General features: G+C 69.2%; 19 protein-coding genes and 1 tRNA gene. 11 read left to right on the top strand and 9 right to left on the bottom strand.

Annotated features, from left to right (window positions below; translation table 11 throughout):
• Nucleotides 1–146: 146 nt before the first annotated feature.
• The 3 genes from AB0B48_RS11630 to AB0B48_RS11620 all read right to left on the bottom strand — a co-directional run bounded on the left by AB0B48_RS11630 (nt 147) and on the right by AB0B48_RS11620 (nt 4,748).
• On the bottom strand, nt 147–3,131 hold the full coding sequence (locus AB0B48_RS11630) for a glycoside hydrolase family 3 C-terminal domain-containing protein (protein ID WP_357199405.1): 2,985 nt from the start codon (nt 3,129–3,131) through the stop codon (nt 147–149).
• A 250-nt stretch (nt 3,132–3,381) separates the two neighbouring features.
• A complete protein-coding gene (locus AB0B48_RS11625) occupies nt 3,382–3,732 on the bottom strand; it encodes a DoxX family protein (protein ID WP_357199402.1) in 351 nt (116 codons plus the stop codon).
• Nucleotides 3,733–3,809: 77 nt separating this feature from the next.
• The gene (locus AB0B48_RS11620) at nt 3,810–4,748 is read right to left on the bottom strand and encodes an oxidoreductase (RefSeq protein WP_357199399.1); all 939 of its coding nucleotides are present in this window, start codon (nt 4,746–4,748) and stop codon (nt 3,810–3,812) included.
• Nucleotides 4,749–4,843: 95 nt separating this feature from the next.
• Here AB0B48_RS11620 and AB0B48_RS11615 point away from each other — a divergent pair, with 95 nt between their 5' ends.
• The 7 genes from AB0B48_RS11615 (at nt 4,844) to AB0B48_RS11585 (ending at nt 10,886) form a co-directional block, all read left to right on the top strand.
• Complete coding sequence (locus AB0B48_RS11615) at nt 4,844–5,479, top strand: TetR family transcriptional regulator (RefSeq protein ID WP_357199397.1); 636 nt, start codon at nt 4,844–4,846, stop codon at nt 5,477–5,479.
• Between the two features lie 54 nt (nt 5,480–5,533).
• The gene (locus AB0B48_RS11610) at nt 5,534–8,653 is read left to right on the top strand and encodes a hypothetical protein (protein ID WP_357199394.1); all 3,120 of its coding nucleotides are present in this window, start codon (nt 5,534–5,536) and stop codon (nt 8,651–8,653) included.
• 98 nt (nt 8,654–8,751) lie between these two features.
• Nucleotides 8,752–9,084 carry a hypothetical protein gene (locus tag AB0B48_RS11605; RefSeq protein WP_357199391.1) on the top strand — a complete coding sequence of 111 codons (333 nt, stop codon included), beginning with the start codon at nt 8,752–8,754 and terminating at the stop codon, nt 9,082–9,084.
• Nucleotides 9,081–9,509, top strand: coding sequence for a MerR family transcriptional regulator (locus AB0B48_RS11600; RefSeq protein ID WP_357199388.1), 429 nt, complete (start codon nt 9,081–9,083; stop codon nt 9,507–9,509). Before AB0B48_RS11605 ends, AB0B48_RS11600 begins: the two co-directional genes overlap by 4 nt.
• The gene (locus AB0B48_RS11595; protein ID WP_355005396.1) at nt 9,506–9,850 is read left to right on the top strand and encodes a YnfA family protein; all 345 of its coding nucleotides are present in this window, start codon (nt 9,506–9,508) and stop codon (nt 9,848–9,850) included. Before AB0B48_RS11600 ends, AB0B48_RS11595 begins: the two co-directional genes overlap by 4 nt.
• 183 nt (nt 9,851–10,033) lie before the next feature.
• Nucleotides 10,034–10,450: a hypothetical protein gene (locus AB0B48_RS11590; RefSeq protein ID WP_357199385.1), complete on the top strand. Its 417-nt coding sequence runs from the start codon at nt 10,034–10,036 to the stop codon at nt 10,448–10,450.
• 307 nt (nt 10,451–10,757) lie between these two features.
• Nucleotides 10,758–10,886: a hypothetical protein gene (locus AB0B48_RS11585; protein ID WP_357199382.1), complete on the top strand. Its 129-nt coding sequence runs from the start codon at nt 10,758–10,760 to the stop codon at nt 10,884–10,886.
• Nucleotides 10,887–10,998: 112 nt separating this feature from the next.
• Here AB0B48_RS11585 and AB0B48_RS11580 read toward each other — a convergent pair whose 3' ends face one another.
• The gene (locus AB0B48_RS11580) at nt 10,999–11,568 is read right to left on the bottom strand and encodes a kinase (RefSeq protein ID WP_357199379.1); all 570 of its coding nucleotides are present in this window, start codon (nt 11,566–11,568) and stop codon (nt 10,999–11,001) included.
• A 15-nt stretch (nt 11,569–11,583) separates the two neighbouring features.
• Nucleotides 11,584–12,246, bottom strand: a complete 663-nt coding sequence (locus AB0B48_RS11575) for a pentapeptide repeat-containing protein (RefSeq protein ID WP_357199376.1) — start codon at nt 12,244–12,246, stop codon at nt 11,584–11,586.
• A 259-nt stretch (nt 12,247–12,505) separates the two neighbouring features.
• Between AB0B48_RS11575 and AB0B48_RS11570 the strand changes: the two genes are divergently transcribed.
• Complete coding sequence (locus tag AB0B48_RS11570; protein ID WP_357199373.1) at nt 12,506–13,396, top strand: hypothetical protein; 891 nt, start codon at nt 12,506–12,508, stop codon at nt 13,394–13,396.
• Here the strand turns inward: AB0B48_RS11570 and AB0B48_RS11565 are convergent.
• On the bottom strand, nt 13,386–13,610 hold the full coding sequence (locus tag AB0B48_RS11565; protein ID WP_357199437.1) for a DUF4326 domain-containing protein: 225 nt from the start codon (nt 13,608–13,610) through the stop codon (nt 13,386–13,388). The genes AB0B48_RS11570 and AB0B48_RS11565 overlap by 11 nt on opposite strands.
• A 247-nt stretch (nt 13,611–13,857) precedes the next feature.
• Nucleotides 13,858–13,933, bottom strand: a tRNA-Lys gene (locus AB0B48_RS11560).
• A 431-nt stretch (nt 13,934–14,364) separates the two neighbouring features.
• Between AB0B48_RS11560 and AB0B48_RS11555 the strand changes: the two genes are divergently transcribed.
• Nucleotides 14,365–16,029, top strand: a complete 1,665-nt coding sequence (locus AB0B48_RS11555; protein WP_357199434.1) for a Na+/H+ antiporter — start codon at nt 14,365–14,367, stop codon at nt 16,027–16,029.
• A gap of 51 nt (nt 16,030–16,080) precedes the next feature.
• Here AB0B48_RS11555 and AB0B48_RS11550 read toward each other — a convergent pair whose 3' ends face one another.
• Both AB0B48_RS11550 and AB0B48_RS11545 read right to left on the bottom strand, forming a co-directional pair.
• The gene (locus AB0B48_RS11550; RefSeq protein ID WP_357199370.1) at nt 16,081–18,732 is read right to left on the bottom strand and encodes a DUF4132 domain-containing protein; all 2,652 of its coding nucleotides are present in this window, start codon (nt 18,730–18,732) and stop codon (nt 16,081–16,083) included.
• Entirely contained in the window at nt 18,732–19,040 is a 309-nt protein-coding gene (locus AB0B48_RS11545) for a hypothetical protein (RefSeq protein ID WP_357199367.1), read from the bottom strand. Before AB0B48_RS11545 ends, AB0B48_RS11550 begins: the two co-directional genes overlap by 1 nt.
• A 109-nt stretch (nt 19,041–19,149) precedes the next feature.
• Between AB0B48_RS11545 and AB0B48_RS11540 the strand changes: the two genes are divergently transcribed.
• On the top strand, nt 19,150–19,620 hold the full coding sequence (locus tag AB0B48_RS11540; RefSeq protein WP_357199364.1) for a TspO/MBR family protein: 471 nt from the start codon (nt 19,150–19,152) through the stop codon (nt 19,618–19,620).
• 121 nt (nt 19,621–19,741) lie between these two features.
• Nucleotides 19,742–21,316, top strand: coding sequence for a sigma-70 family RNA polymerase sigma factor (locus AB0B48_RS11535; RefSeq protein ID WP_357199361.1), 1,575 nt, complete (start codon nt 19,742–19,744; stop codon nt 21,314–21,316).
• Nucleotides 21,317–21,378 lie beyond the last annotated feature (62 nt).

Raw genomic sequence — 21,378 nt, 5'->3', positions numbered from 1 at the left:
GATCAGCCATGTCGCCCGGACACCCGTGATCACGTCGTCCGACGAATCCACAGTGCTGCGACGACGTCGCCGCTCAGCACCGGGCCGGCACGCGGCCCGAGCCGGGTCGGGGCCGGGTCGACGATCGACCCGGCCCCGATCTCCGGTCAGCTGATGGAGAACTCCGCCAGCCGCAGCGGGGAGTCGAACACCAGGTACACGTCGTGGGTGCCGACGACCCGGGCCAACTCGGTGCTGGCGCTGACGTACCGGTAGTCGTCGCCGGTGCTGGGCACTGTGGCCGTGCCGAGCAGCCGGCCGGTGGGCGACCCCATCCGGATCTGGATCGTGCCGGCACCCGCACCGGCCTTGGCGACCTTCGCGGTGAAGGTGCGCTCGCCGGCACGCAGCGCGGAACCGTCGAAGGAGATCCACTGACCGGCGGCGGTGGCACCGACCGCCGTACCACTGGGTTTCGTCTCGTCGACGAGCCGGACCCCCGCGTACCTGTCGAAGTTCTCCGCCCGGGTGGGCCGGGACAGGTCGCGGGCCGGGATGGTCTCGCCGCGGACCCGGACCGCGGCGCGGGCGCGGATGTCCTCGACGGACGCCCCGACCATCAGGTCGTGGACTGACGACTCGACCACCCACCTGCTGCGGGTGACGTCCCAGTGCGCCAGATCCGCGGCGGGCAGACGCAGGGTCACCGTACGGGTCTGCCCAGGCGCGAGTTTCACCTGCTGGAACGCCTTGAGCTGGCGGATCGGGGTGGCGTCCCGCGAGGTGCGCTGGTGGGTGTAGAGCTGAACGACCTCGGTCCCGGTCCGGCTGCCGACGTTCGTCACGTCGACACTGGCCGTGATGGTGCCGTCGGCCGCCACCGACTGGGCACCGGCACGCAGTTGGCCGTACCGGAAGCGGGTGTACGACAGCCCGTGGCCGAACGGGTAGAGCGGCTTCGCGCGGTTGTAGAGGTAGGTCTGCCCGGACGAGATGATGTCGTACTCCAGCAGGTCGGGCGGTAGTTGCGCGTCGGAGCGGTACCAGGTCTGGGTGAGCCGGCCGGACGGGTTACGGTCGCCGAAGAGGACGTCGGCGATGGCGTGACCGGTCTCCGCACCCGCGTGGGTGGTCCAGACGATGGCCGGTACGTGCTCCTGCTCCCATCGGATGGTGACCGGGTAGCTGGTCTGGAGCACGAGCACGGTCCGCGGGTTGGCCCTGACCACCGCCTTGACCAGCGCCTCCTGGCCGGCGCTCAGCGCCGTGGAGGTCCGGTCGTGCGCCTCCCGACCGTTGATGAACGGGTTGCTGCCGACCACCAGCACCGCGGTGTCGGCCGCCTTGGCCGCCGCCACGGCCCGGTCGATGCCGCTGCTGATCAGGTTGCGACTGAAGTGGGTCGCGGCGGCCGGGGTCGACGCGCCGAGCTTGAGGGCGCCGTCGTCGCCGACCGTCACGTACGTGTCGGCACCGAACCAGCTCTCCTTGGTCTCGTAGCCGACGTAGCGCAGCACCACAGTTCCGTCGGCCTGCGGCTCAAGCTTGAACTGCTGCTGCACGTACCACCCGTTCGGCTGCTCGTCGCGGGTGACGAACGGCCCCCAGTTGTAGCCTAGGTAGCGGCCATTGGCGGCGTTGCGCAACGTCACCACGTCCTGCCCCCAGTCGACCACGTCGAACTGGGCGACGAGCGCCGGGACGGCACCGGTCCCGAGGACCGGGTCGGCATCGGTGGTGCCGGTGGCCGAGATGTACCGGCCGGTCGACACGTCCTTCAGGGCGATCCGGTCCGCCCCGTCGAGCCCTCGCACACTGGCTGAGCCGCCCAGCCGTTCGCGGATGCCGTCGAGCGCCGTCACCTGGTAGGGCAGGTCGCCGCCGTACCAGTCCGAGTAGAGGGTGTCGGCCAGCGGGCCGAGCACCGCCACCTTGCGGGTCCGGGCCGGGTCCAGCGGTAGCGCCTGCCGCTCGTTCTTCAGCAGCACCATCGCCTCGCCGGCGGCCTGCCGGGCCAACCGCTGGTGTTCGGGGCTGTTGATGACGTCCGGGGTGATGCCGCCGTGCCGGCCGCCGCCCGGGTCGAACTCGCCCAGCCGGAATCGGATGTTGAGGATCTCGCGGATCCGGGCGTCGATGTCGGCCTCGGTCAGCAGACCGGTGGCGAGGGCCTGCTTGATCGCGGTGATGGTCGGCTGCGCGTTCGTGTCGTCGGTGATGAAGCTGCTCAGGCCGGCCTTGATGATCGCCGCGTTGCCCTCGGCCTGGGTGGCGTAGTACTTCTGGGTGTTGACGAGGTTGTTCGGCGCCCAGGCGTCGGTGACGTTCATCAGCGGCCTGTCGGTCCAGTCCCGGAACAGCGTCATCGGGTCCGGGTCCACCGTCGCCGGACGACCGTTGACCAGGTTGTACGACGCCATCACCCCGGTCGCCGCACCGGCCGCGATGGCCGGCTTGAAGGCGGCGCGGTCGTACTCGTTGAGCACCCGAGGCGGCACGTTCGAGGAGGTCACGTCGCGTCGGACCTCGTTGTTGTAGGCCAGGTAGTGCTTGAGGGTCGGTGCGCTCTTCAGGTGGTTCGGGTCACCGCCGGTCATTCCCGACCCGTACGCGGTGGAGATCTTCGCGGTGAGCAGAGGGTCCTCGGAGTAGCCCTCCTCGTTGCGGCCCCACCGGGGGTCGCGCAGCAGGTTGACCACCGGCGCCCAGAGATTGAGCCCCCAGACCCGGGGATTCTGCGCGTGGTAGCCGCGCGCCTCGTCGCCGACGGCCGAACCGACCTGCCGGATCAGGTCGGTGTTCCAGGTGCTCGCCATGCCCACCGGCTGTGGGAAGGCGGTGCCGCGAGCCTTGACCACCGCGCCGTTGTTGTCGATGTCGGTGGACCAGGCCACCCCGTGCAGCGCCTCGGTGCCGGTCTTGAACAGGCCGATGCCCAGCCGGGGAATGGCCGGCTGGTACTGGTGCAGCCAGGAGATCTTCTCGTCCTGCGTGAGCCGGCCGAGCAGGTCGTCGACCCTGACGTTCACGGGCAGGCTGGGATCTCGGAACGGGTAGGAGGGTTCGGCGAGCGCGGTGCCGGGAACGGCCGGTAGGGCCAGCAGGGCGAGCGCGAGCGCGGTGATTCCGCGCCGAAGGCGCCAGTTCCGCATGCGGTTCTCCTCATGTCGTACGACAGACGCCCAGCGGGCGCCGAGGCCGGCGTGACCAGGCTCGACACCCGGCTGACGGGCCTGAACGACGAATCGTCGAAGCGCTTCGACGACCCGGCCGCGTCACCACGGCCATGATTGTTGTGATCCGCGCAACTATAGATGTCTCTCGATTGCCGGGCAATAGCCGCTCCGGCAGGACGAGTTCGTCGAGCCAGCCCGGGACGTCGTGGGAGGCGTACCAACCGATTCACCAGTGATAGAAGACGTTCACTGTCAGCGCGGCCACCTCGGTGACGAAGAAGACGGCCCAGCCCACCAGCTGACGGGAGCCGACGCGCAGATGCGCGATGAGCGCGCCGATGAAATACAGCACCAGCCCAGCGGCGGCGAGAGTGCCCAGCAGCGGTACGGCGAAGCCCGCCAGCAACCCCAGCGAGCCTGCCGCCAGCGCCATGCCCAACCGCGGTACCCATGACCGTGGCACGCGCTTCATGTCCGCCTGGGCCTTCGGATAGTCGTGACCGATCAGGTAGGTGACGGCGGCGAAGCCGGTGAAGATCGACGCGACGATGGTGACCGTGACGTAGGCAGCGAACATTCTTTCCTCCGTTGTGTCTGCTCGCCCCCTGGACGATCTGGCAGGGCGGAACGTGACGGCTGCTGGATGCGCAGCGATCAGCTCGACGGTCGCAGCGCGCCGAACCGTACGCCGGTGGCCTGTTCGGACAGTTCCCACAGGCGGCGGCCGTGCTCGGGGTCGGTCGCGGCGGTGGAGAGCTTCGCCGGCGCGGGGTGGCCGCGCAGTTCGCCCGGCCCGCCCGGGGCGACGAGCTGGCCCGGCTGCGCGCCGGGGTCGGTGGCGGCGAACAGCTGCGGCCAGACACCGCGATCGACCGGCTGGGCGAGGAGTGGGTTGCCGATCCGGCCCAGCAGCAGTCGCCAGATCGGCGTGGTAGCGCTGCTCTGCAGATTCGTCGCGGTGTAGCCGGGGTGGGCGAGGAAGCTGCCCAGCGAACTCGCCACGGCGCTGAGCCGCCGGTGCAGCTCGTAGCCGAAGATGGCGTTGGCCAGCTTGGATGTGTTGTAGAAGCCCATCGGAGAGTAGCTTCGCTCGCCGGTCGGGTCGTCGAAGCGCATCTTCGCCTGCCGGTGGTTGACCGAGGTGACGGTGACCACCCGTGGGTCCCGACCGGCCAGCAGGAGATCGAGCAGGAGCCCGGTGAGAGCGAAGTGCCCGAGGTGGTTCGTGGCGAACTGCATCTCGTGACCCTGCGGGCTGAGGGCGCGCGGCAGGGCCATCACCCCCGCGTTGTTGATCAGCACATCCACCCGGCGATGGTCGGCGTGCATCCCGTCGGCGAACTCCCGCACCGAGTCGAGGTCGGCGAGGTCGATCCGCCGGACTTCCAGGTCGACACCCGGCCGGGCTGCGGCGATGTCGGCCGCCACCCGGCGACCTCTCTCCTCGTCGCGCACGGCCAGCACGACGCGCGCACCGCGGACGGCGAGTGCCCGGGTCGTGACCAGGCCGAGGCCCGCCGTGGCACCGGTGACGACGAAGGTACGGCCGCTCAGGTCGGGAATCTGTTCAGTGGACCAGCCATCGACAGTCATGCGACCCACTGTGCTACCCGTGGCACTCAGTGTCAAGCAATGCGCATCATGCCAACAAAGGCACCATGCGGCAGCGAATGACGTAGCATCGGCTGATGAAATCTCGTACGGACAACAGCCTGGCCGAGCGCAAACGCCAGCTCGTCGCCGACGAGTTGCGTGACGCCGCCCTGATGCTGCTCGCGACCAAGGGTTTCGACGCCGTGACAGTCGACGACATCGTGGCGGCGGCCGGCATGTCACGGCGTACCTTCTTCCGCTACTTCGCGTCCAAGGAGGACGTGGTCGTCCGGTTCCTGGCCGACACCAGCGCGGACATCATCACCGAGCTCGCCGCCCGACCGCCCGCCGAGCCGCCGTCGGTCGCGCTGCGCCACGCACTCTGGGTGCCGCTCGCCGCCTGCAACGACCACCCGGAGCACTCCGAGCGAGCCCGGGTCGTCGTCCGTCTGATCCTGGACACCCCCGCCCTGCACGCCCGCTGGTTGGAACGCCAGATCGAGTGGCGCACCGAGCTGTCCGCCGAGTTGGCCAACCGTCGTCGCCTCGACCCGCACACCGACCCCTACCCACGGATGGCCGCCGGGATGGCACTGCTGGCACTCGACACGGTGCTTCAGCGGTGGCAGCCGGGCGACGACGAGCAGCACCTGGCCGAGCTGATGGACCAGGCGTTCGCCGTCGTGGCACCGGCCCTCGACGCGCCGGCCGCGTCACCCGCCGCCGGCTGAGCGCGAGTCAGCGCGCTTTCAGCGCCCTTTCAGGCAGCTCAATACGTTCGCGGCATGACACTCACACGTTCCACGCGCACCAGGCGCGGGACTGCCGTGCTGGCGATGATCACGGTCACCGCGGCAGGCGTGCTCTTCGGTGAGCCCGCGTCGGCCGATCCTGTCCCCGTCCCCATCCCTCAGGCAGCGCTCACCGACCGGGCCTTCGGCCAGGTCGCCGAGATCCATCTCCAGGGCGCCGCTCGGATCAAGACCGCCGTGCTGTCGGCCGAGTTCGTCCAGTGGCACCGGCTGCACCCGAACGCCACCGCCGAACAGGCACAGACCCAGCTCACCGCACGCCAGCAGCTGCTCGACGGCTCGCTGACCACGTTCGACCTCCTGCTGCCCGAACAGGACCTGCTGCTCAAGTCCGTCGACATCCTGCTCGGCGCGCCCGGCGGCGACACCCGGACCTCGCCCGAGATCACCGGCCTGGTCGGGGCCGTGATCGGCAAGACGGTCGAGCCGTGGGACACCCGCGAGGAACTCGCCTCCGGCGCGCTGCGGACCGCCCAGTGGCTGCGCGGCCGTGACGACGCTCTCACCGCGGTGTGGTCCGCGACCCGACAGGCAGGGGCAGCCAGCCCGCCGGTCGCCACCGCCTGGAACGCCGTCCTCGGTGCGCCGGTCGGGGTGGACATCACCAGCACCTACGAGGAACTCCGGCAGGATCCCGGGCTCTCGCACGTGGACCTCGACGCGATCCTGGCACTGCGGGACGACTCGGTGGCGTACGTCGCGGCCGCCAAGCAGCAGTTGGCCAACCTGCACGCGCAGCTGCTCGGCCTGAGCCTGGAGATCCGCCTCGAGATCGGCGAGAACAACAGCAAGTGCCCGCCCGAAGGGCCGCCGAGCGCCGCGTGCACAGCGGCGGCCAAGAAGGCCGCCGAGGACCGGGACAAGGCTCGGCAGCAGACGATCTCCGACGTCAAGGCCGGGTTGGGCATGGTCTCCACCATCATCGGGTTCGCCGACCCCGACGCCGGCAAGAAATCCAAGGTGATCGGGGAGGCGGTCCTCACCACCATCAGCGCGATCTCCAAGTACGCGGCGGCGATCACCGGCCGCGGCCTCGCGGGCTCGATCTTCAGCACCGCGACGTTGGCGATGACCGGCAACATCTTCGGTGCGGTGATGTCCGTCGTCGGGCTCTTCGGCAGCAGCGGACCATCGCTGGACGCGCAGATCCTTGCCCAGGTCAAAGCGTTGCGTGACGAGGTACGGGCCCTCGGCGACGAGATGCGCGCCAGCTTCGCGCGGATCGAGGCCCAGATCAACACGGTGTACGCGAACATGATGGCCCAGTTCGACAAACTGAACGCGGCGATCGCCGGCAACACCGCGCAGATCACCCTGGTGCAGCAGCAGGTCGCCCAGCTCGGCCTGCGCCTGGAGGACATCGCCGCCACCGTGCTGGCGGCGATCGGCGACGCCACCCTGCACGACGCCCGCGCCGACATCAACAAGTACATCGGTTACCGGGAGAACTTCGGTCAACCGATCCCGACGTACAACGAGTTCGTCGACCCGGAGAACGAGTTCCACCTGACCGCGACGCAGCTGGCCGGCGGCACCGCCTTCGTCGTACCGAAAGCCGACGCCGACAACCCGGCGGTCGACCCGACCACCGTCCTGAACAGCTTCGGCGAAGCCCGGTCGATCAACTACCTGGCCCGGGTCGCCAACGGGCGTGACCCGTCGATGGCCGAGCCGTCGACACCGGTCGGCAACCCGGCGGTGTGGAACCTCGGCGCGCAGGCGTACGCCATGTTGATGCTCCAGAACCCGATGTACGCCGCCCAGGTCAGCGCCGGCCGCGCCGCACAGATCGAGGCCGAGGGCACCCGCATCGCCGACCTCGCGGCCAGCTTCGGTCGACCGGCCGACGGCAACGCCAACAGCCTGATCACCGGGCTGGTCAACGAGTACGTCGCCGCCACCGGTGAGCTGTCGGCAGCGCTGGCCGCCTTCCGAACCAACGACGTCCAGGTCCGCTACGAGCCGGACGCCAACGGCGTACAGGTGAAGACTCCCAAGAACTACGACCTGTTCTGGGACACCGACAAGCCGCTCGCCCCGGCGCCGGCCAAGGCCGACGAGGCGACGGTGCCCGCGTGTGAGGGCAGCAGGCAGATCGACCGACCCAGCAACGTCAGCTATGACCTGATGTCGAACATGGTGCGGGCACTCCAGTACACGTACACACCGCGCCACGACGAGCCGCCGGCCGGGGTACGGGAGTTGCCGGAGGTCGGCTACTGCTACACGCCGAGCTGGCACCACACCCGGATCACCGACAGCGGTGGAGTGATCCGCGCCTACGGCAGGCTGCGGTTGCAGATCCACAGCCGGTTCCGGCTCAACTCGTCAGCGGCCTGGCAGAACTCGCGCACCGCCGACTACACCTGGCCGAACGAGCAGGTCTACCAGGTCTACTGCGAGTTCTTCAGCTGTAGCAGCGAGACCACTCCCGAGCAGGGTCTGACCCAGAAGTGGCCGTCCGGCCGGTACGCCTTCGCGAGCGGCGCCACGGTCACCACCAACGCGGCACTGGACACCACGCTGACGCCGACCCTGCGCGGTTTCCTTCAGGCCCGGCAGAAGTCCATGTACGACCGGGTACGGGAGCAGAGCACCCAGGTCAGCGGAGCGATACCCACCGCCCTCAAGAAGGTGAACACGACGGCGCGGTTGCTCCAGGCGTACACCCGGTTGGGTCTGCCCAACGCCCTCGACTCGGACGACGTGCTGTCCGCGAACCTGTTCGGGCAGTACCAGATCCCGGTGAACATGCCGACGGACGCCAAGATCGGCAATGCCTATGCCAGGGCGAGCGGAAACTACGCCCAGTGCGGCCCCACGCCGTGCCCACTCGACCCCAGCCGCCCACTGCGCGACCAGGTCAGCCTCAAGGTGCCCTGCGAGCCCGCTGTCGACTCGTCGAACCTGCCCGGTGACCCACTGGGCGACTGCCTGATCACCAGCGCGCGGTCCCGCGCCAACACGCTCCTGCAGCGGTACGAGGTGTGGGCCGACCAGATGACCGCCGGCCTGCACCGGGAGCGGGTGCCGTGGATGAACGACACCCTGCTGGGCCTGCGCATCACCACACGCCTGACCCACGCCAACTGAGCCAGGGGGTTGCCGGCGTCTACGGGCGCCGGCAACCCCGTCTGTCGTGACCGTCGGGCTTGCATCCGGTACCCAGGTACACCCTTACCGTCGTTGGTATGACCACTGACTCCCCGGCGTGGGTGCCCGAGTCGTGCACCTTGCCGAGCGGGCGACTGCCGCTGCGGCTGGCCGAATTCGACGACCTGTTCGCCACCTTCCTGCTGGCGCAGCAGCGGCTGTCCCCCACCGAACTGCTGTGGTGTCTCGACCCGGCCGCCGAGGCGACCGCCCGGGACCTCATCGGCCGGGAAAGCTCCTGCTGCTCGTTCTTCTCGTTCACCCTCGCCGCCGACGCCGGCACGCTGCGCCTCGACGTACGGGTGCCGGCCGCGCACGTCGACGTCCTCGACGCGCTCGCGCTGCGAGCCGCCGCCGGGATGACGGCATGAGCGGATTGCGCAGCGGCCAGGTCGCCGCCGCGGCCGGGGTGAACCCGCAGACGCTGCGCTATTACGAACGCCGCGGACTGCTCGCCGAACCAGACCGAAGCCTCGGCGGGCACCGCCTCTATCCAACCGAAACGGTCACCCTGCTGAAGGTGATCAAAGCGGCGCAGCGGCTCGGGTTCACCCTCGACGAGGTCGCCGAGCTTCTCGACGCGGGCGAGCACCGTCACGGTCACCACGCCGACGCCGGCCTGCGGGCCCGTGCCCAGGCAAAGCTCACCGAGGTCGAGGCGAAGATCGCCGATTTGCAGGTCATCGCCGACACACTGCGCGCCGCGGTGAAAGCCGGCTGCGACGACCTCGTCGAGTGCGCCGGGCAGCCGTGCTGCCCCATCCCCTTCACCACCATCGGTACGGTCCACGGATGACCGTCGTCCGCTCGATCCTGTTGTTCGTCGTCGCCGCCCTGTTCGAGATCGGCGGGGCGTGGCTGGTCTGGCAGGGCTGGCGCGAGCACCGCGGCCTGTGGTGGATCGCCGCCGGCGTCATCGCCCTCGGCGCGTACGGATTCGTCGCCACCTTCCAACCCGACCCGAACTTCGGACGCATCCTCGCCGCCTACGGCGGCGTGTTCGTCGCCGGATCCCTCGCCTGGGGCGTGATCGTCGACAAGTTCCGGCCCGACCGGTGGGACATCATCGGCGCCGGCATCTGCCTGATCGGCGTCGCCCTGATCATGTACGCGCCGCGTTCGGCAGGCGGCTCCTGATCGCCACCAAGCCGGTGACCTGAGGTTGCATGACACTTCGACCTGAGAAACGGCGCACCGGAGGCGTTCGCAGTGTTCGGACCTGTTCGGAACTGCCCGCGCGTCTGTCATTCACAGACGGATCGCACCCACCATCGATCGTGACGACCACACCGGTCGTTTCTCGACGGTAGGAGGTTGCCGATGATCCGCAAGAGTTCACGCTGGTTCGGTGCCACGCTGATGGCGTTGGTGCTCACGGCCACCGGGCTCGTGGCCACCCCGAGCACCGCTTCGGCGGGGTACCCCATCCTCGTGTATTCGGCCGACCCGTACTCCGCCGGCAACGGCTTCGCCATCTACACCAACTCCGGGATCGATGCGGCGTTCCGAGCCTGTGACGAGGGCGCAGCGGACGGTCGCCGTACCATCGGCCGGATCTGGTGGGAGCCCGTGTACGCCAAGGTCACGCTCCACGCGGCGGGCGGCAGCGGCACCTGCTCCGAGCCCTACTACGTCAGGCTGCTGGCGGGCACGAGAGTCTATGTCGAAGCATGCGAACGCAAAGGCGCGAACGGCGCCGACGAGAAGTGCCGAACGACCTGGGACATCGTGGCGTGACTGAAGTCGGCCGGCCGGCGTTCGTCAGCCGGTCGGCCAGCCGTCAGGCCGGTCGCGGCCGGAGTCATCGCCCTCGGCGCGTACGGATCCCTGATCGCCACGGAGCCGATCCTGCGCTCAGGGCCCTCGTCTCGTCGAGGCGCACGCTTGGCCCCGCGCCGCAGCGTGGCAGGGGTGGCACCACCCCACATGGGGCTAGCCTCCGGGGCCACGCCCGATCCTGCGCCGCGTCCCTGGCTGTTCCTCGACGTGGACGGCACCCTCATCCCATTCGGAACACCCACGGCGACTCAGCCGGGCATGCCGCATGGCCACACCCCGGGCTCCGGCCCTACCGGCCGACGCGCATCCCCTGCTGCATCGGGTCGACCCACGTCGCGGGCTGACCGAGCACGACTTCACGGTCATCGAGAGCTGGCTCGTACGGGCGCGGTAGGCGAGCTTCACGCCGTCGCAGTCGCCGTGCTTGGCGGGCTGTCTGGCCATTCGGGACAGACGTTGGGGAATGGTGCGCCGAAACGGCGGCACCGGTAGCCGGTTGGGCTGCTCTACGGGGGCGGAAGGTTCGGCAGCAGGTCGTCGTCGCGTCCGGTCTGGGGCAGCCCGGCAGCAACGGCGATGGCCTCGACGGCCTCGTCCAGTCCGGTGGTCTCGGGTAGGACGAGTTCGCCGGGCCAGCCCAGGACGTCATGGGCGGCGTACCAGCCGCTCATGTGCTCGGCGGTGAACTCGCTGACCTGCGGGCGGGTGAGGTGCCGGCGCAAGGTTTCGGGCAGGGACACGTCGAGATAGCAGAACAGCGAGCGACCGCGGTGGTCGTCCCGCAGAGAGGTCAGCATGCTGAGGTGGCGGCTCGTGTGCAGAATGCCCTCCAGCACCACGTGGTACCCGTGATCCAGCGCGAACCGGACGGTCTGCCCGATCAATGCCGGTGCCGCGCCGCCGGGCTTGTCGCGCTCGCGCAGCAGGATGCGGCGCAGATAGTCCTGCTCGACCAGGGCGCAGCCCCGGCCGTGCCGGCGTCGTAGCTCGCGGGCGATGCTGCTCTTGCCGGAGCCGGAGTTGCCCCGGATGCAAACGAGGATCGTGTCCGGGCTGCCGGTGGGTTCAGCGAGCACGATGCCTCCTCGGCTTCAGTCGTTGCGCACAGTGAGTTTGAGGGCGGCGACGGCCAGCTGGGTGAGGTCAGGAAGCTGGTCCTCGCCGAGGGTGACGCCGCGCAGGTTGTCCAGCGGCGTCTTGAGGCGCTGGAGCCGGCTGCCCCGCAGATCGGTGCCGTCGAGCTGGCAGGAGTCCAGTTCCAGTCCGGTGAGTTCACATGACCGCAGCGCGATGCTCCGTAGTCGGCAGGAGGACCACGCCCCGTTGGTGAAAGTGCAGTCGGTGAACGCGACCGAGCCGGCGGCGGTGACGCGTTGGAGGGTGGCGTAGTCGAAGCGGCAGCCGTCGAACAGGACGTCCTTGAGGCGTACGTCGGTGAGTCTGGTGCCGGTGAACCGGGAGCCGGTGATGGCGCAGCGTTCGATGGCTATGCCGGTCAGGGTCGCGCCAGAGAAGTCGGTGCGGACGATCTCGCAGCCGTAGACGCTTCCGGCTTCCCAGGTGCTCTCGCTCAGGTCCACGCCGGTGATCAGACTGCTGCGGATGCTGACGTCCTCAAGGTGCGAGCCGCGCCACCCTGCGCCCTCGACGAGGGCCTCGGTGAGGCCGTCGGCCAGCTCCGTCGTGGTGTCGAGGTCGTCCGGTTCGAGGTCCGGCAGCAGGACCTTCACGTCGCCGATCGAGGTGGTGCGCATGTGTCCTCAACCGCTCAAACTAGCCGGCTCGTAGAGCCACACCACATCGACCTCCGGCCACATCACCTGCCAGGTCCGGTCCGCGCTGGTTCCCTCATGCCGCCAGCGTAGGGCCAGGTGGGCAGCACGACCCCGCTGACTCCAGCACCACGCCGCGTTTGGCTGAGAGGCCAACCCTCACCCGTTACGGCTAGTGCCAGATCGATTTGATGTGAGACCGTCTATGTAACTGAAAGTGCCTGGGCGGCTGCATTTAGCGATGTGGGTGGTTCCGTTGGAACAGCTTCCGTTGTGGGGACCGAGCACCGACGAAGATCCGAGACCGAAGCCTGTCCTGGCACGACCAACGACACTCCGCCTCCTGATCACAGTGAAGGCGGCACCCAACCCCTCCGCGCGGTACGGCGAGACGGTCTGCGTCGGGGCACTGGGCATGGACCCGCCCTGGACGGGTTGGATTCGCCTCTACCCGGTCCACTATCGAGATCTCGACGACGACGGCAAGTTCCACAAGTACGACATCATCCACGTCGACGCGCTGCCAGCCAGTCAGGACCAGCGGCGCGAGAGCTGGAAGCCGATCGTGGACACCATCACCACCGAGCGGCACCTCGCCAGCCGACAGTCGCGTCGAAACCTCCTCGATCCGCTCGTCGAAGACTCCATGTGCTGGCTGAACAAACAGGCCCGCGACGACCGGAGCGCACGATCGATCGCGCTGATTCGCGTGGCCGATATCTCGTCTCTTCAGGTCAAGCGCCATCCCGGCTGGTCGGCGGAGGATCGCAAGAAGATCGCTGGCTACCTCAACCAGCTCGACCTACTGGAACCAACCAAGCGCAGCCCGCTTCAAGCACCACGCTTCATCGGCGCCTACCGGTATCGCTGCGCAGACCGTCAGTGCCGCGGTCACCAACAGACACTCTGGGATTGGGAGTTCGTCGCTCTACAACGTCGCCTGGGCCAGCTCACCGACGCCGAGGCTGCGGAACAGCTGAGAAACAAGTTCCTCACCCAACTCTGCGCCGCTGACCGCGACGTCGCCTTCTACGTAGGCAACCAAGCGGCAAGACCGCAGTCCTTCAGCATTGGCGGTGTCTACGCACCGAGGCGGCCCAGCTCGCGATACCGATTGCACGTCAACCGATGAGGTCGGTCAGCACGTCGGCATGGCACGCATCCTCGACGCGGCACCAGCACGCCAACTGCTTCCCCGTGAGTTCCCGCCGGGCCCGGTCAACAAGGGCTGGCTGCCCCAGCAGCCACTGCCGATAGAGGCGTAACGCCTCCGCCCGATCATGCTTTCGCAGGCTGAACGGGTTGGCCCAGGGAGAACGCCGTAACCCGAACCCCTGCCGACCCACATACACGGCTCCCGGCGGCACCACCGGGTGATAGAGATCCCCCTGCACGCGAACCCGGAGCTGTCCCCCCACGCCACCAGCGTAATCGCCACCGACTGGATGCTCGCAGAAGCGCGACGGACGCCTCCGCGGTCGAATGCGCCCGGTCCACCGGGCTACCGAGCACCCGCCGAGCGACCACCCACCGCCGCCCTACGCGAGGAAGGTCCTGACCCGGTGTGAACCACCGGGTCAGGACCTTGATCGTTGGTGCGCCGCCAGGGACTCGAACCCCGAACCCGCGGATTAAGAGTCCGCTGCTCTGCCAGTTGAGCTAGCGGCGCTCACTGACAACGGGACGAGACGCTAGCACGCGGGCGTCACCCGAACAGGCAGGGGTTCGCCTCACCGCAGCGTCAGCGTGACCTGCCCGGTTGCGACTCCGGAGGGGTCCACCACCACCGTGTACGCGCCGGAGGCCGGCAGCGTCGTCGGCTCGATGTCACCAGCCCCGTTGACCCTGGCCGGGCCACAGGGCCAGGCCGAGGCCGCCGTCGGCGGGCGCCGCGACGGCGTTCACGGCACCGGCTGCCAGGGCGGTCAGCAGTACGGGAAGAGTCCAGCAGTCGGTCAGGTCGGTGCCCAGGCGGGTACGCTCGTCACTGCTGCATGCTGCGCCGACGGTGCCATCGGCCGGCTCGGCCGCGAACCCGCGGTGGCTCCGAGCAACCTCGCGCCGATCCAGGGGAATATCAACCAGGTGAGCACCCACTCGATGTTGTTGTTCGTGCTCGCCGCTGTCGCGGTCATCGTCGTCGTGCGGTGGGTGGCGGCTCGCACCGGGCTGCCGGCCGCGGCACTTCTGCCGCTCATCGGCATCGTGTACGCGCTGCTCCCCGGCCCCAACATCGGCCTTGACCCCGACCTTGTGCTCATGATCGTGCTGCCGCCGTTGCTCTACAGCGCCGCACTGGACAGCTCGCTTTTGGACATCCGCCGGAACCTCCGCATCGTGGTCAGCCTGTCCGTGCTGCTGGTGCTCCTCACCGGGGTACTGGTCGGCATCGGGTTCCACCTGTTCGTCGCCGGGGCGACGCTCGCTGCCGGGATCGCGGTCGGCGCCGCCATCGCGCCACCCGACCCGGTGGCCGCCCTGGCGGTGGGCCGCCGGGTGAACCTGCCACCGAAGATGGTCACGATCATTCAGGGCGAAGGGCTGCTCAACGACGCCACAGCGCTGACGATGCTCAGCGTCGCGGTGGCCGCCGCGGTGGGTGGTGAGTTCTCGTTCCCGTCCGCCGTTGCCCAGTTCGTCCTGGCGGCGGTGGGCGGGGTCGCCGTGGGAGCGGCAGTGGCCTGGCTGGTACGTCTGGCCCGACCGTTCACCGCGGACCCACTGTTGTCGAATGCCATCTCGCTCGCGACACCGTTCGTGGCCTACCTGTTGGGCGAGGAACTGCACGTCTCCGGGGTGCTCGCCGTGGTGATCGCCGGGCTGATCGTCGGTCACAAGACACCGCAGCTCACCTCGGGGGCCGCCCGGCTGCAGACCAGCGCGGTGTGGCGGCTGGTCGACTTCCTCCTCGAAGGCTTCGTCTTCCTGCTCATCGGCCAGCAGCTTCCCGAGGTCGTGAAGGGTCTGCGTCAGTACGACACGTCGACAATCGTCATCGCTGTCGCCATATCGGTCGGCGTGGTGCTCCTGCTGCGCCCCGCGTGGCTGGTGATGACCCAGTCCCTCCCCCGGTCGTTGCACACCCGTCTGGGCGGCATTTCCGAGCAGGACGACCCCGACGAACCCGGGAGCGCGCGGCAGATCGAGCGCGCTGACCGCAACGCCCGCCGACTCACCTCCCGTGAGGTGGTGGCGCTGAGCTGGTCCGGCACCCGTGGTGTGATCAGCCTGGCCGCGATCTTCACCCTGCCGCTGACCACCAACAGCGGCGCACCCTTTCCCGACCGTGACCTCCTGCTGTTCTGCACCTTCGTGGTCGTCCTGGTGACACTCGTCGGGCAGGGCCTGACGTTCGCGCCGCTCGTGCGGATGCTGGGCCTGCGCGCCAACGAAACCGACCAGGCCCGCGTACGAAACGAGGCCCGCTCGGCGGCGGTCGAGGCCGCCCTGGCCCGCCTCGACGAGGTTGCCGCGGCGGAGCCGGACAGCTCGGTGGCCGTCAACACCACCCGTACGCAGCTGCTGGCCCGACTGGCGCGCTACCGCGGGCGGCTGGACCTTCTGGAGCAGAGCGACTCATCGGAACTGCCCACCTCCCCGGAGTACGAGAGGGCGCTTCGGGTCCGCCGGACGGCCATCGACGCGCAACGCGAGGAGCTGGTGCGCTGGCGCGACTCCGGCCGCCTGCCGGACGAGGAACTCCGCGTCCTGGAACGTGAACTCGACCACGAGGAGCTGCTGCTCCCGAGGCGGACCTCCAGCTGACCTGCCGGGTGACGGCGCCGTGGCCTCAGCCCGGTGCCGTCACCCGCCGCCTCACAGTTGGCGCAGGATCACCGGGTCATTGATCTTCTTGTCGGCGGCCAGCAGCAACGCCTTGCTGATGATTTCGCCGAGCCGGCTGTCGCCCTCGAAGGGCAGGTACATCTCCGGCTCCTTCGCCTTCACCGAGTCGGGAATGATGCACAGGTACCGGTCGTCCGGGGCGATCAGGATGTTGCCCGAGCCGCAGTGGATGCGGTACGTGTGCAGGTCACCCCGCACTTCGAGGAACCGGTCGGTGAACGTGCACCGGTTGGCAATCGCCAGCCGGGGAATCAGCTCGGCCAGCACCTCCCGGCGGGTCTGGGCCGTCGGGGTGAGGTCGCCGAAGCTGTTCTGCGACCAGTAGTCGCGGTACCGGCCGTCCGGACCGCCGTCGTACCAGTTCGGGTCGTTGCCCACCCCGGCCGCGGCAACGAACAGGTCGACGTCACGCATCACCTCGCTCAATACGACCGCCGGGACCTCCTCCAGCGGCACCGGCGTGCGTTCCCCCCGGAGGAACACGAGTTGGTCGGTCCCCATCGTGTCGAACATCAGGTCGTCGCCCTGATCCTCGATCCCGGCGATGTGCAGCACGGTGCGCATCTCCCAGTCCGGAAGGGCAAGCCAGGGGTCCTGGTAGCTGGCGCCGTCGTTGCGGTGTCGAACGTGCGACCAGCCTCGCCGGGACAGCAGCGCGATGAGTCGGTGCTGGCGCACGATGTGCGCGGCGAACCGGTTGGAGTACGTGCCGGTGGCCCGCTCGGCGTCGGTCAGCAGGTACTGCTCGCGGTGCGCCTGCTTGAAAGGCTGGGTGATCGTGTGCCGGGCCAGGAAGTCCCGCCAGGCCGGGACCGCCGCCGGATCGTCGACCGGGTGCCACAGCCGTACCGTGGCGTCGCCGGCGGGCTCGAACACCGTGCCGTCCACGGTCCGCAGGGCGTCGCCGCCCCAGCAGCAGGCGACGCCGTCGACGGTCCAGATCAGCCGGCGGGCCAGGGTCCGGGCCAGCGGGTGGTCCAGGAACCGCTCCCGCCACTGCTCGACGGTCCACGCGCGGTCGCGCCGCAGCAGCCCTTCCAGGCGGTCGCGGGTCCCGATCAGCGTCGCGCCGATGTCCGCGACTGTCGCCTTCAGCTCCTTCAACTCCTCGCCGTGGTCCTTGCGCACCTGAGCCGGCGGAGCCTTGACCACCTTGTCGTCGGAGTTGCGCCACACCACTGTGGCATCGATGCCGCGCACCTCGACCTCGTACGAGCTGTCACCCAGCTTGTCCGCCAGCGGCAGCCCGAAGCCGGGCAGCGCCATCTCCTCGACGTCCTCACGACCGATGCCGAGCGCCTCGGCGTGCCTGGTCAGGCCCTTCTCGACGATGCGGAGCGTGCTCTTGTAGGTCAACCGCGAGGCCAGCCGGGCCAGCTGCGCGAGGGCGGCGGGGTGATCGGCGTCGACGAGCGCCGCGACGGCGAGGTTCGCCAGCTTCGGGCTCGCCGGGCCGTGCCCGGGAATCTTGCGGGCGGCCCGTTCCGCGATCTGACCGAGGCTGCGCAGGGTCTCGTCCGAGGGCGGGAGCATCGCCCGCATCCAGATCAGCCCCCACAGCAGCCCCACGTTGTAGCGGTCGATCGTCCTTGGTGAGGCATCCGCCAGGTGGCCTGGGCAACACGTCGTCATGCGCAGCGGCAGGGTGCGCGCCTGACCCACCAGCGGGAGCCAGTCGTCGAGACGCGCGGTGAACTCGTCGCCGCCGACCGCGTCGAGCAGGGACCGGGCGGTCTTGCGCCAGGCGGTCGTCGGCTTGGCCTTGTCCGCGCCGAGCGGGCAGTGGACCAACAGCGCGTGCCAGGCGGCCCGACACTCCTCCGGCATCGCCTCGATGTCGGCGACGGCGAGGTCGGCCCACCGCTCGCCGACGTTGGGGATCGGCCACATCCGATCGCCTTCGTCGCTCAGGTAGTACGAGCCGCGCTCGATCCGCGTCCGACGCCAGGTCGCCAGTGCCGCCGGGTGGGTACGTCCGGCCCGCGCCTGGGCCTGGATGGACTCCCAGGTGAGGTCGTTGAGCCCCCAGCTCCACCTGTTGAATCCCAGCCACGCCTGACCGCTCAGCCGGTCGAGCCATCCGGCACTGTCCAGCCCGCCGCCCGAGAGCACAATCTTGATCAGCTTGAGCCGCCCGTCGCTGTCCTCCCCGGGCACCGTCAACCCGTCGAACACCGCCTGCCGCACCCGCACCGGCCGCGCGGCCAGGAACTTCTCCGCCCGGGCCCACGTTTCCCGACGGGCACCGTCCCACGGTTCGCCGATGTAGGGCCGTTGCGGCCGGTACTTGATCAGCGTCAGCGCCGCGGCGACCCACCGATCCGGATCCGCGTCGGCATCATCAAGGTCTGCCAGGGCCGCGCCGAGCACCTGGACATGTTCGGTGGTCTCCGGGAGCAGCACCCGCTGGGCGGGTACGAGATCGTACGGGCCGTCCGGGTCGTTGAGCGCGGCGAGCAGCACCGGGCCCCTGACGGCCGGCGCCAACGCACAAAGCGCCGCCACCTGCCTGGCGTACTCCCGACGGTCGTACCGCGAGTCAAACCCGACGGCTTGCTCGCACCACCCGGTGCCGGTGGCGATCAGCTCGCGTAGCGCCAGCTCCGGATCGGAGTCGCTCATCAGCCACCCACCAGCGGGACGAGCTTGAGGAACGTGATCCGGGACCCGGCGTGCAGGCGGACCTTGTCGTCCAGGGCCGTCACCTGCCGGTCGTCGACCAGCACCACGAAGCCGTTGCGGCCGAACGCCTCGAGCGTCGCCCGGGTCCGCTCCTCCGGATCGACGTGCCCGCCGGACTCCGCCACCTCCAGAAAGACCCGCCGCCGAATCAACTCGCCGAGGCGTACCTCTTCCTCGAAGACGTCCATCGTCCACTCAGGACCACTCGGCGCTCCGGTCACTTCATCGGTGATGGTGATCATCGGCATGGCGCAGAGGCTAACTGAACACTCCGACAGCGTTTCGCTCTCGTTCCACCGCCGGCCAGCCGGCGAACGGGGCGCGGTTGATCCGTCGCAGGCCGGGTAGCTGAACAGCATGCGACTACCAACCCTGGCTAGGACCGCGGCAGCGGTCACCGTGACAGCCGCCGCCGGGGCGACGGTCACCGACGCTTCCTCACGCTGGTACCAACGGCTACGCAAGCCGACCTGGCAACCCCCGCCCGTGGCGTTCCCGCTGGTATGGACGCCGCTGTACGCCCTGATCGCGGTGGCCGGCGCTCGCGTGCTGGACCGCACCAGCGAAACCGACCGCGCCCCGTTCACCCGTGCCTACGGGCTCAACCTGGCCCTCAACTTCGGTTGGAGCGCGCTGTTCTTCAAGGCCCACAGACCCACCATCGCGCTGGCCGAAATCGCCGCGCTCAACGTCTCCAACCTCGTGCTGCTCCGCCGAGCCTCACAGGCCGACGGCGTCGCGGCCGTCGCACTGGCCCCGTACGTCGCGTGGACGCTCTTCGCCACCGCCCTCAACGGGACCGTCGTCCGCCTCAACAGCAACAGGTGAGCCTGCTGGTGACGTCGTCACCGGCGGTGGACGATGACAATGTCAGGTTTGTGTGACCTGGACGGGTGCCAACCGATCTCCACGGTGTACGAAGATGTCCCGTGAAGGCGAGGTTGTGAGCGTGACCGAGCACGCGTACCCGAACAGGACCGACATGTCGGCGGCGGTGGACGCGGCACGCCGCGGCGACCAGGCGGCGATGGACGCGTTGGTCTCGCATTACCTGCCACTGGTGTACAACATCGTGGGCCGGGCACTGAATCGGTCGGCGGATGTCGACGACGTGGTGCAGAACACGATGTTGAGCGTCGTGCGCGGACTGGCGGGCGTACGCGATCCGCGGCTTTTCCGGTCGTGGCTGGTGGCCGTCACCATGAACGAGATCCGCGCCTACCGGCAGTACCAGCACACCACGCCGGCGCCGCCGGAGGACATCGACAATCTGGTCGTCCCGGGCTCCGACTTCGAGGACCTGACGCTGACCAAGCTTCGCCTGTCCAATGAGCGCCGGGAGGTGGTCCTGGCCACTCGCTGGCTGGACGATGACCACCGCCACCTGCTGTCCCTGTGGTGGTTGGCCGAGGCCGGTCACCTTTCCCGCGCCGACCTGGTCGATGCCCTACAGCTGGACCCGCACCACGTGACCGTCCGGGTGGCCCGGATGAAGGCACAGTTGGACACCGCTCGGCTGGTGGTAAGAGCACTCTCCGCCCGGCCCGGCTGCGCAGGCCTGATCGACACGGCGTCCGATTGGGACGGCCAGCCCGCGCAGGTGTGGCGCAAGCGACTGGCGCGGCACATTCGCACCTGCGCGCAGTGCCCGAACGCCACGTCGGATCTGGTTCCGGCCGAACGGCTGCTGGCCGGCCTGGCGCTCACACCGCTCCCGGCCGGCCTCGCGTCGGACGTCACGCACAATGCGTACACCGTCTCCGGCACGTCGCAGGGAGTCGCGCCGGCCGGCGCTCCCGTGAAGAGCGCCGGGGCGTTGCGCGACGTCGCGCCGACCGGCGGGGTGTCGCATCAGGCCGGCGTCACGGCACTGTCTCTGCCCAAGACCCTGGTCGGCGCCTTCGCGGCCGTCGCCCTGATCGGAGGCGGCGGGACCCTCATCGCCAGTTACGCGGACAGGCCCACACAACGGCCGGCGAGCGCGACCGGCGCCCAGCCCTCAACCACGATCATCGAACCCGGCTACGAAACCACCGAACCCGCGTTCGCGTCGCCCTCCCCGACGGCGCTCAAGGCATCGCCGTCCACCGCGCGAGCGACCTCCGCGCCCACCAGGTCAGCGAAGCCGACCAGGTCGCCGGCGCCGACCACGTCACCGACCAGGTCGGCACCCAAGGCTGCCAATGCGGCATCCGGTGTCTCCGCCGCCGAACAACGTCTGCTGGTGCTGCTCAACGAGCGACGCCGCGCGCTCGGGCTGCCGGAGGTCGCGCTGCGCGCCACGGAACAACGCGCCGGGGAAGCCTGCGTGAAGCAGAACCTTGATGCGGGCACGTTCGAGCACTGCGGCCATGAGGTCCTCTTCGCGTCCTCGGGCACCGCCACACCCGAGCAGATGATCGAGGCCTGGTTCAACAGTCCCGGTCACAAGACGGCACTGACCTACTCCAGCTCGCGCTTCGCCGGCCCTGCCATCGCCTCCAACGGCACCCGCCAGATCGCGGCCATCAATATCGACTACTGAGGCTTGTGCACGTGGGAGTGGATGCAGCGCCGATGGCGCGAGCGGCCCGGCGCCGACGGGCG

It is taken from the genome of Micromonospora sp. NPDC049089 (genome assembly GCF_040648775.1).
Taxonomy (GTDB): domain Bacteria; phylum Actinomycetota; class Actinomycetes; order Mycobacteriales; family Micromonosporaceae; genus Micromonospora.
This window is presented reverse-complemented; position numbering and strand designations above follow the sequence as displayed.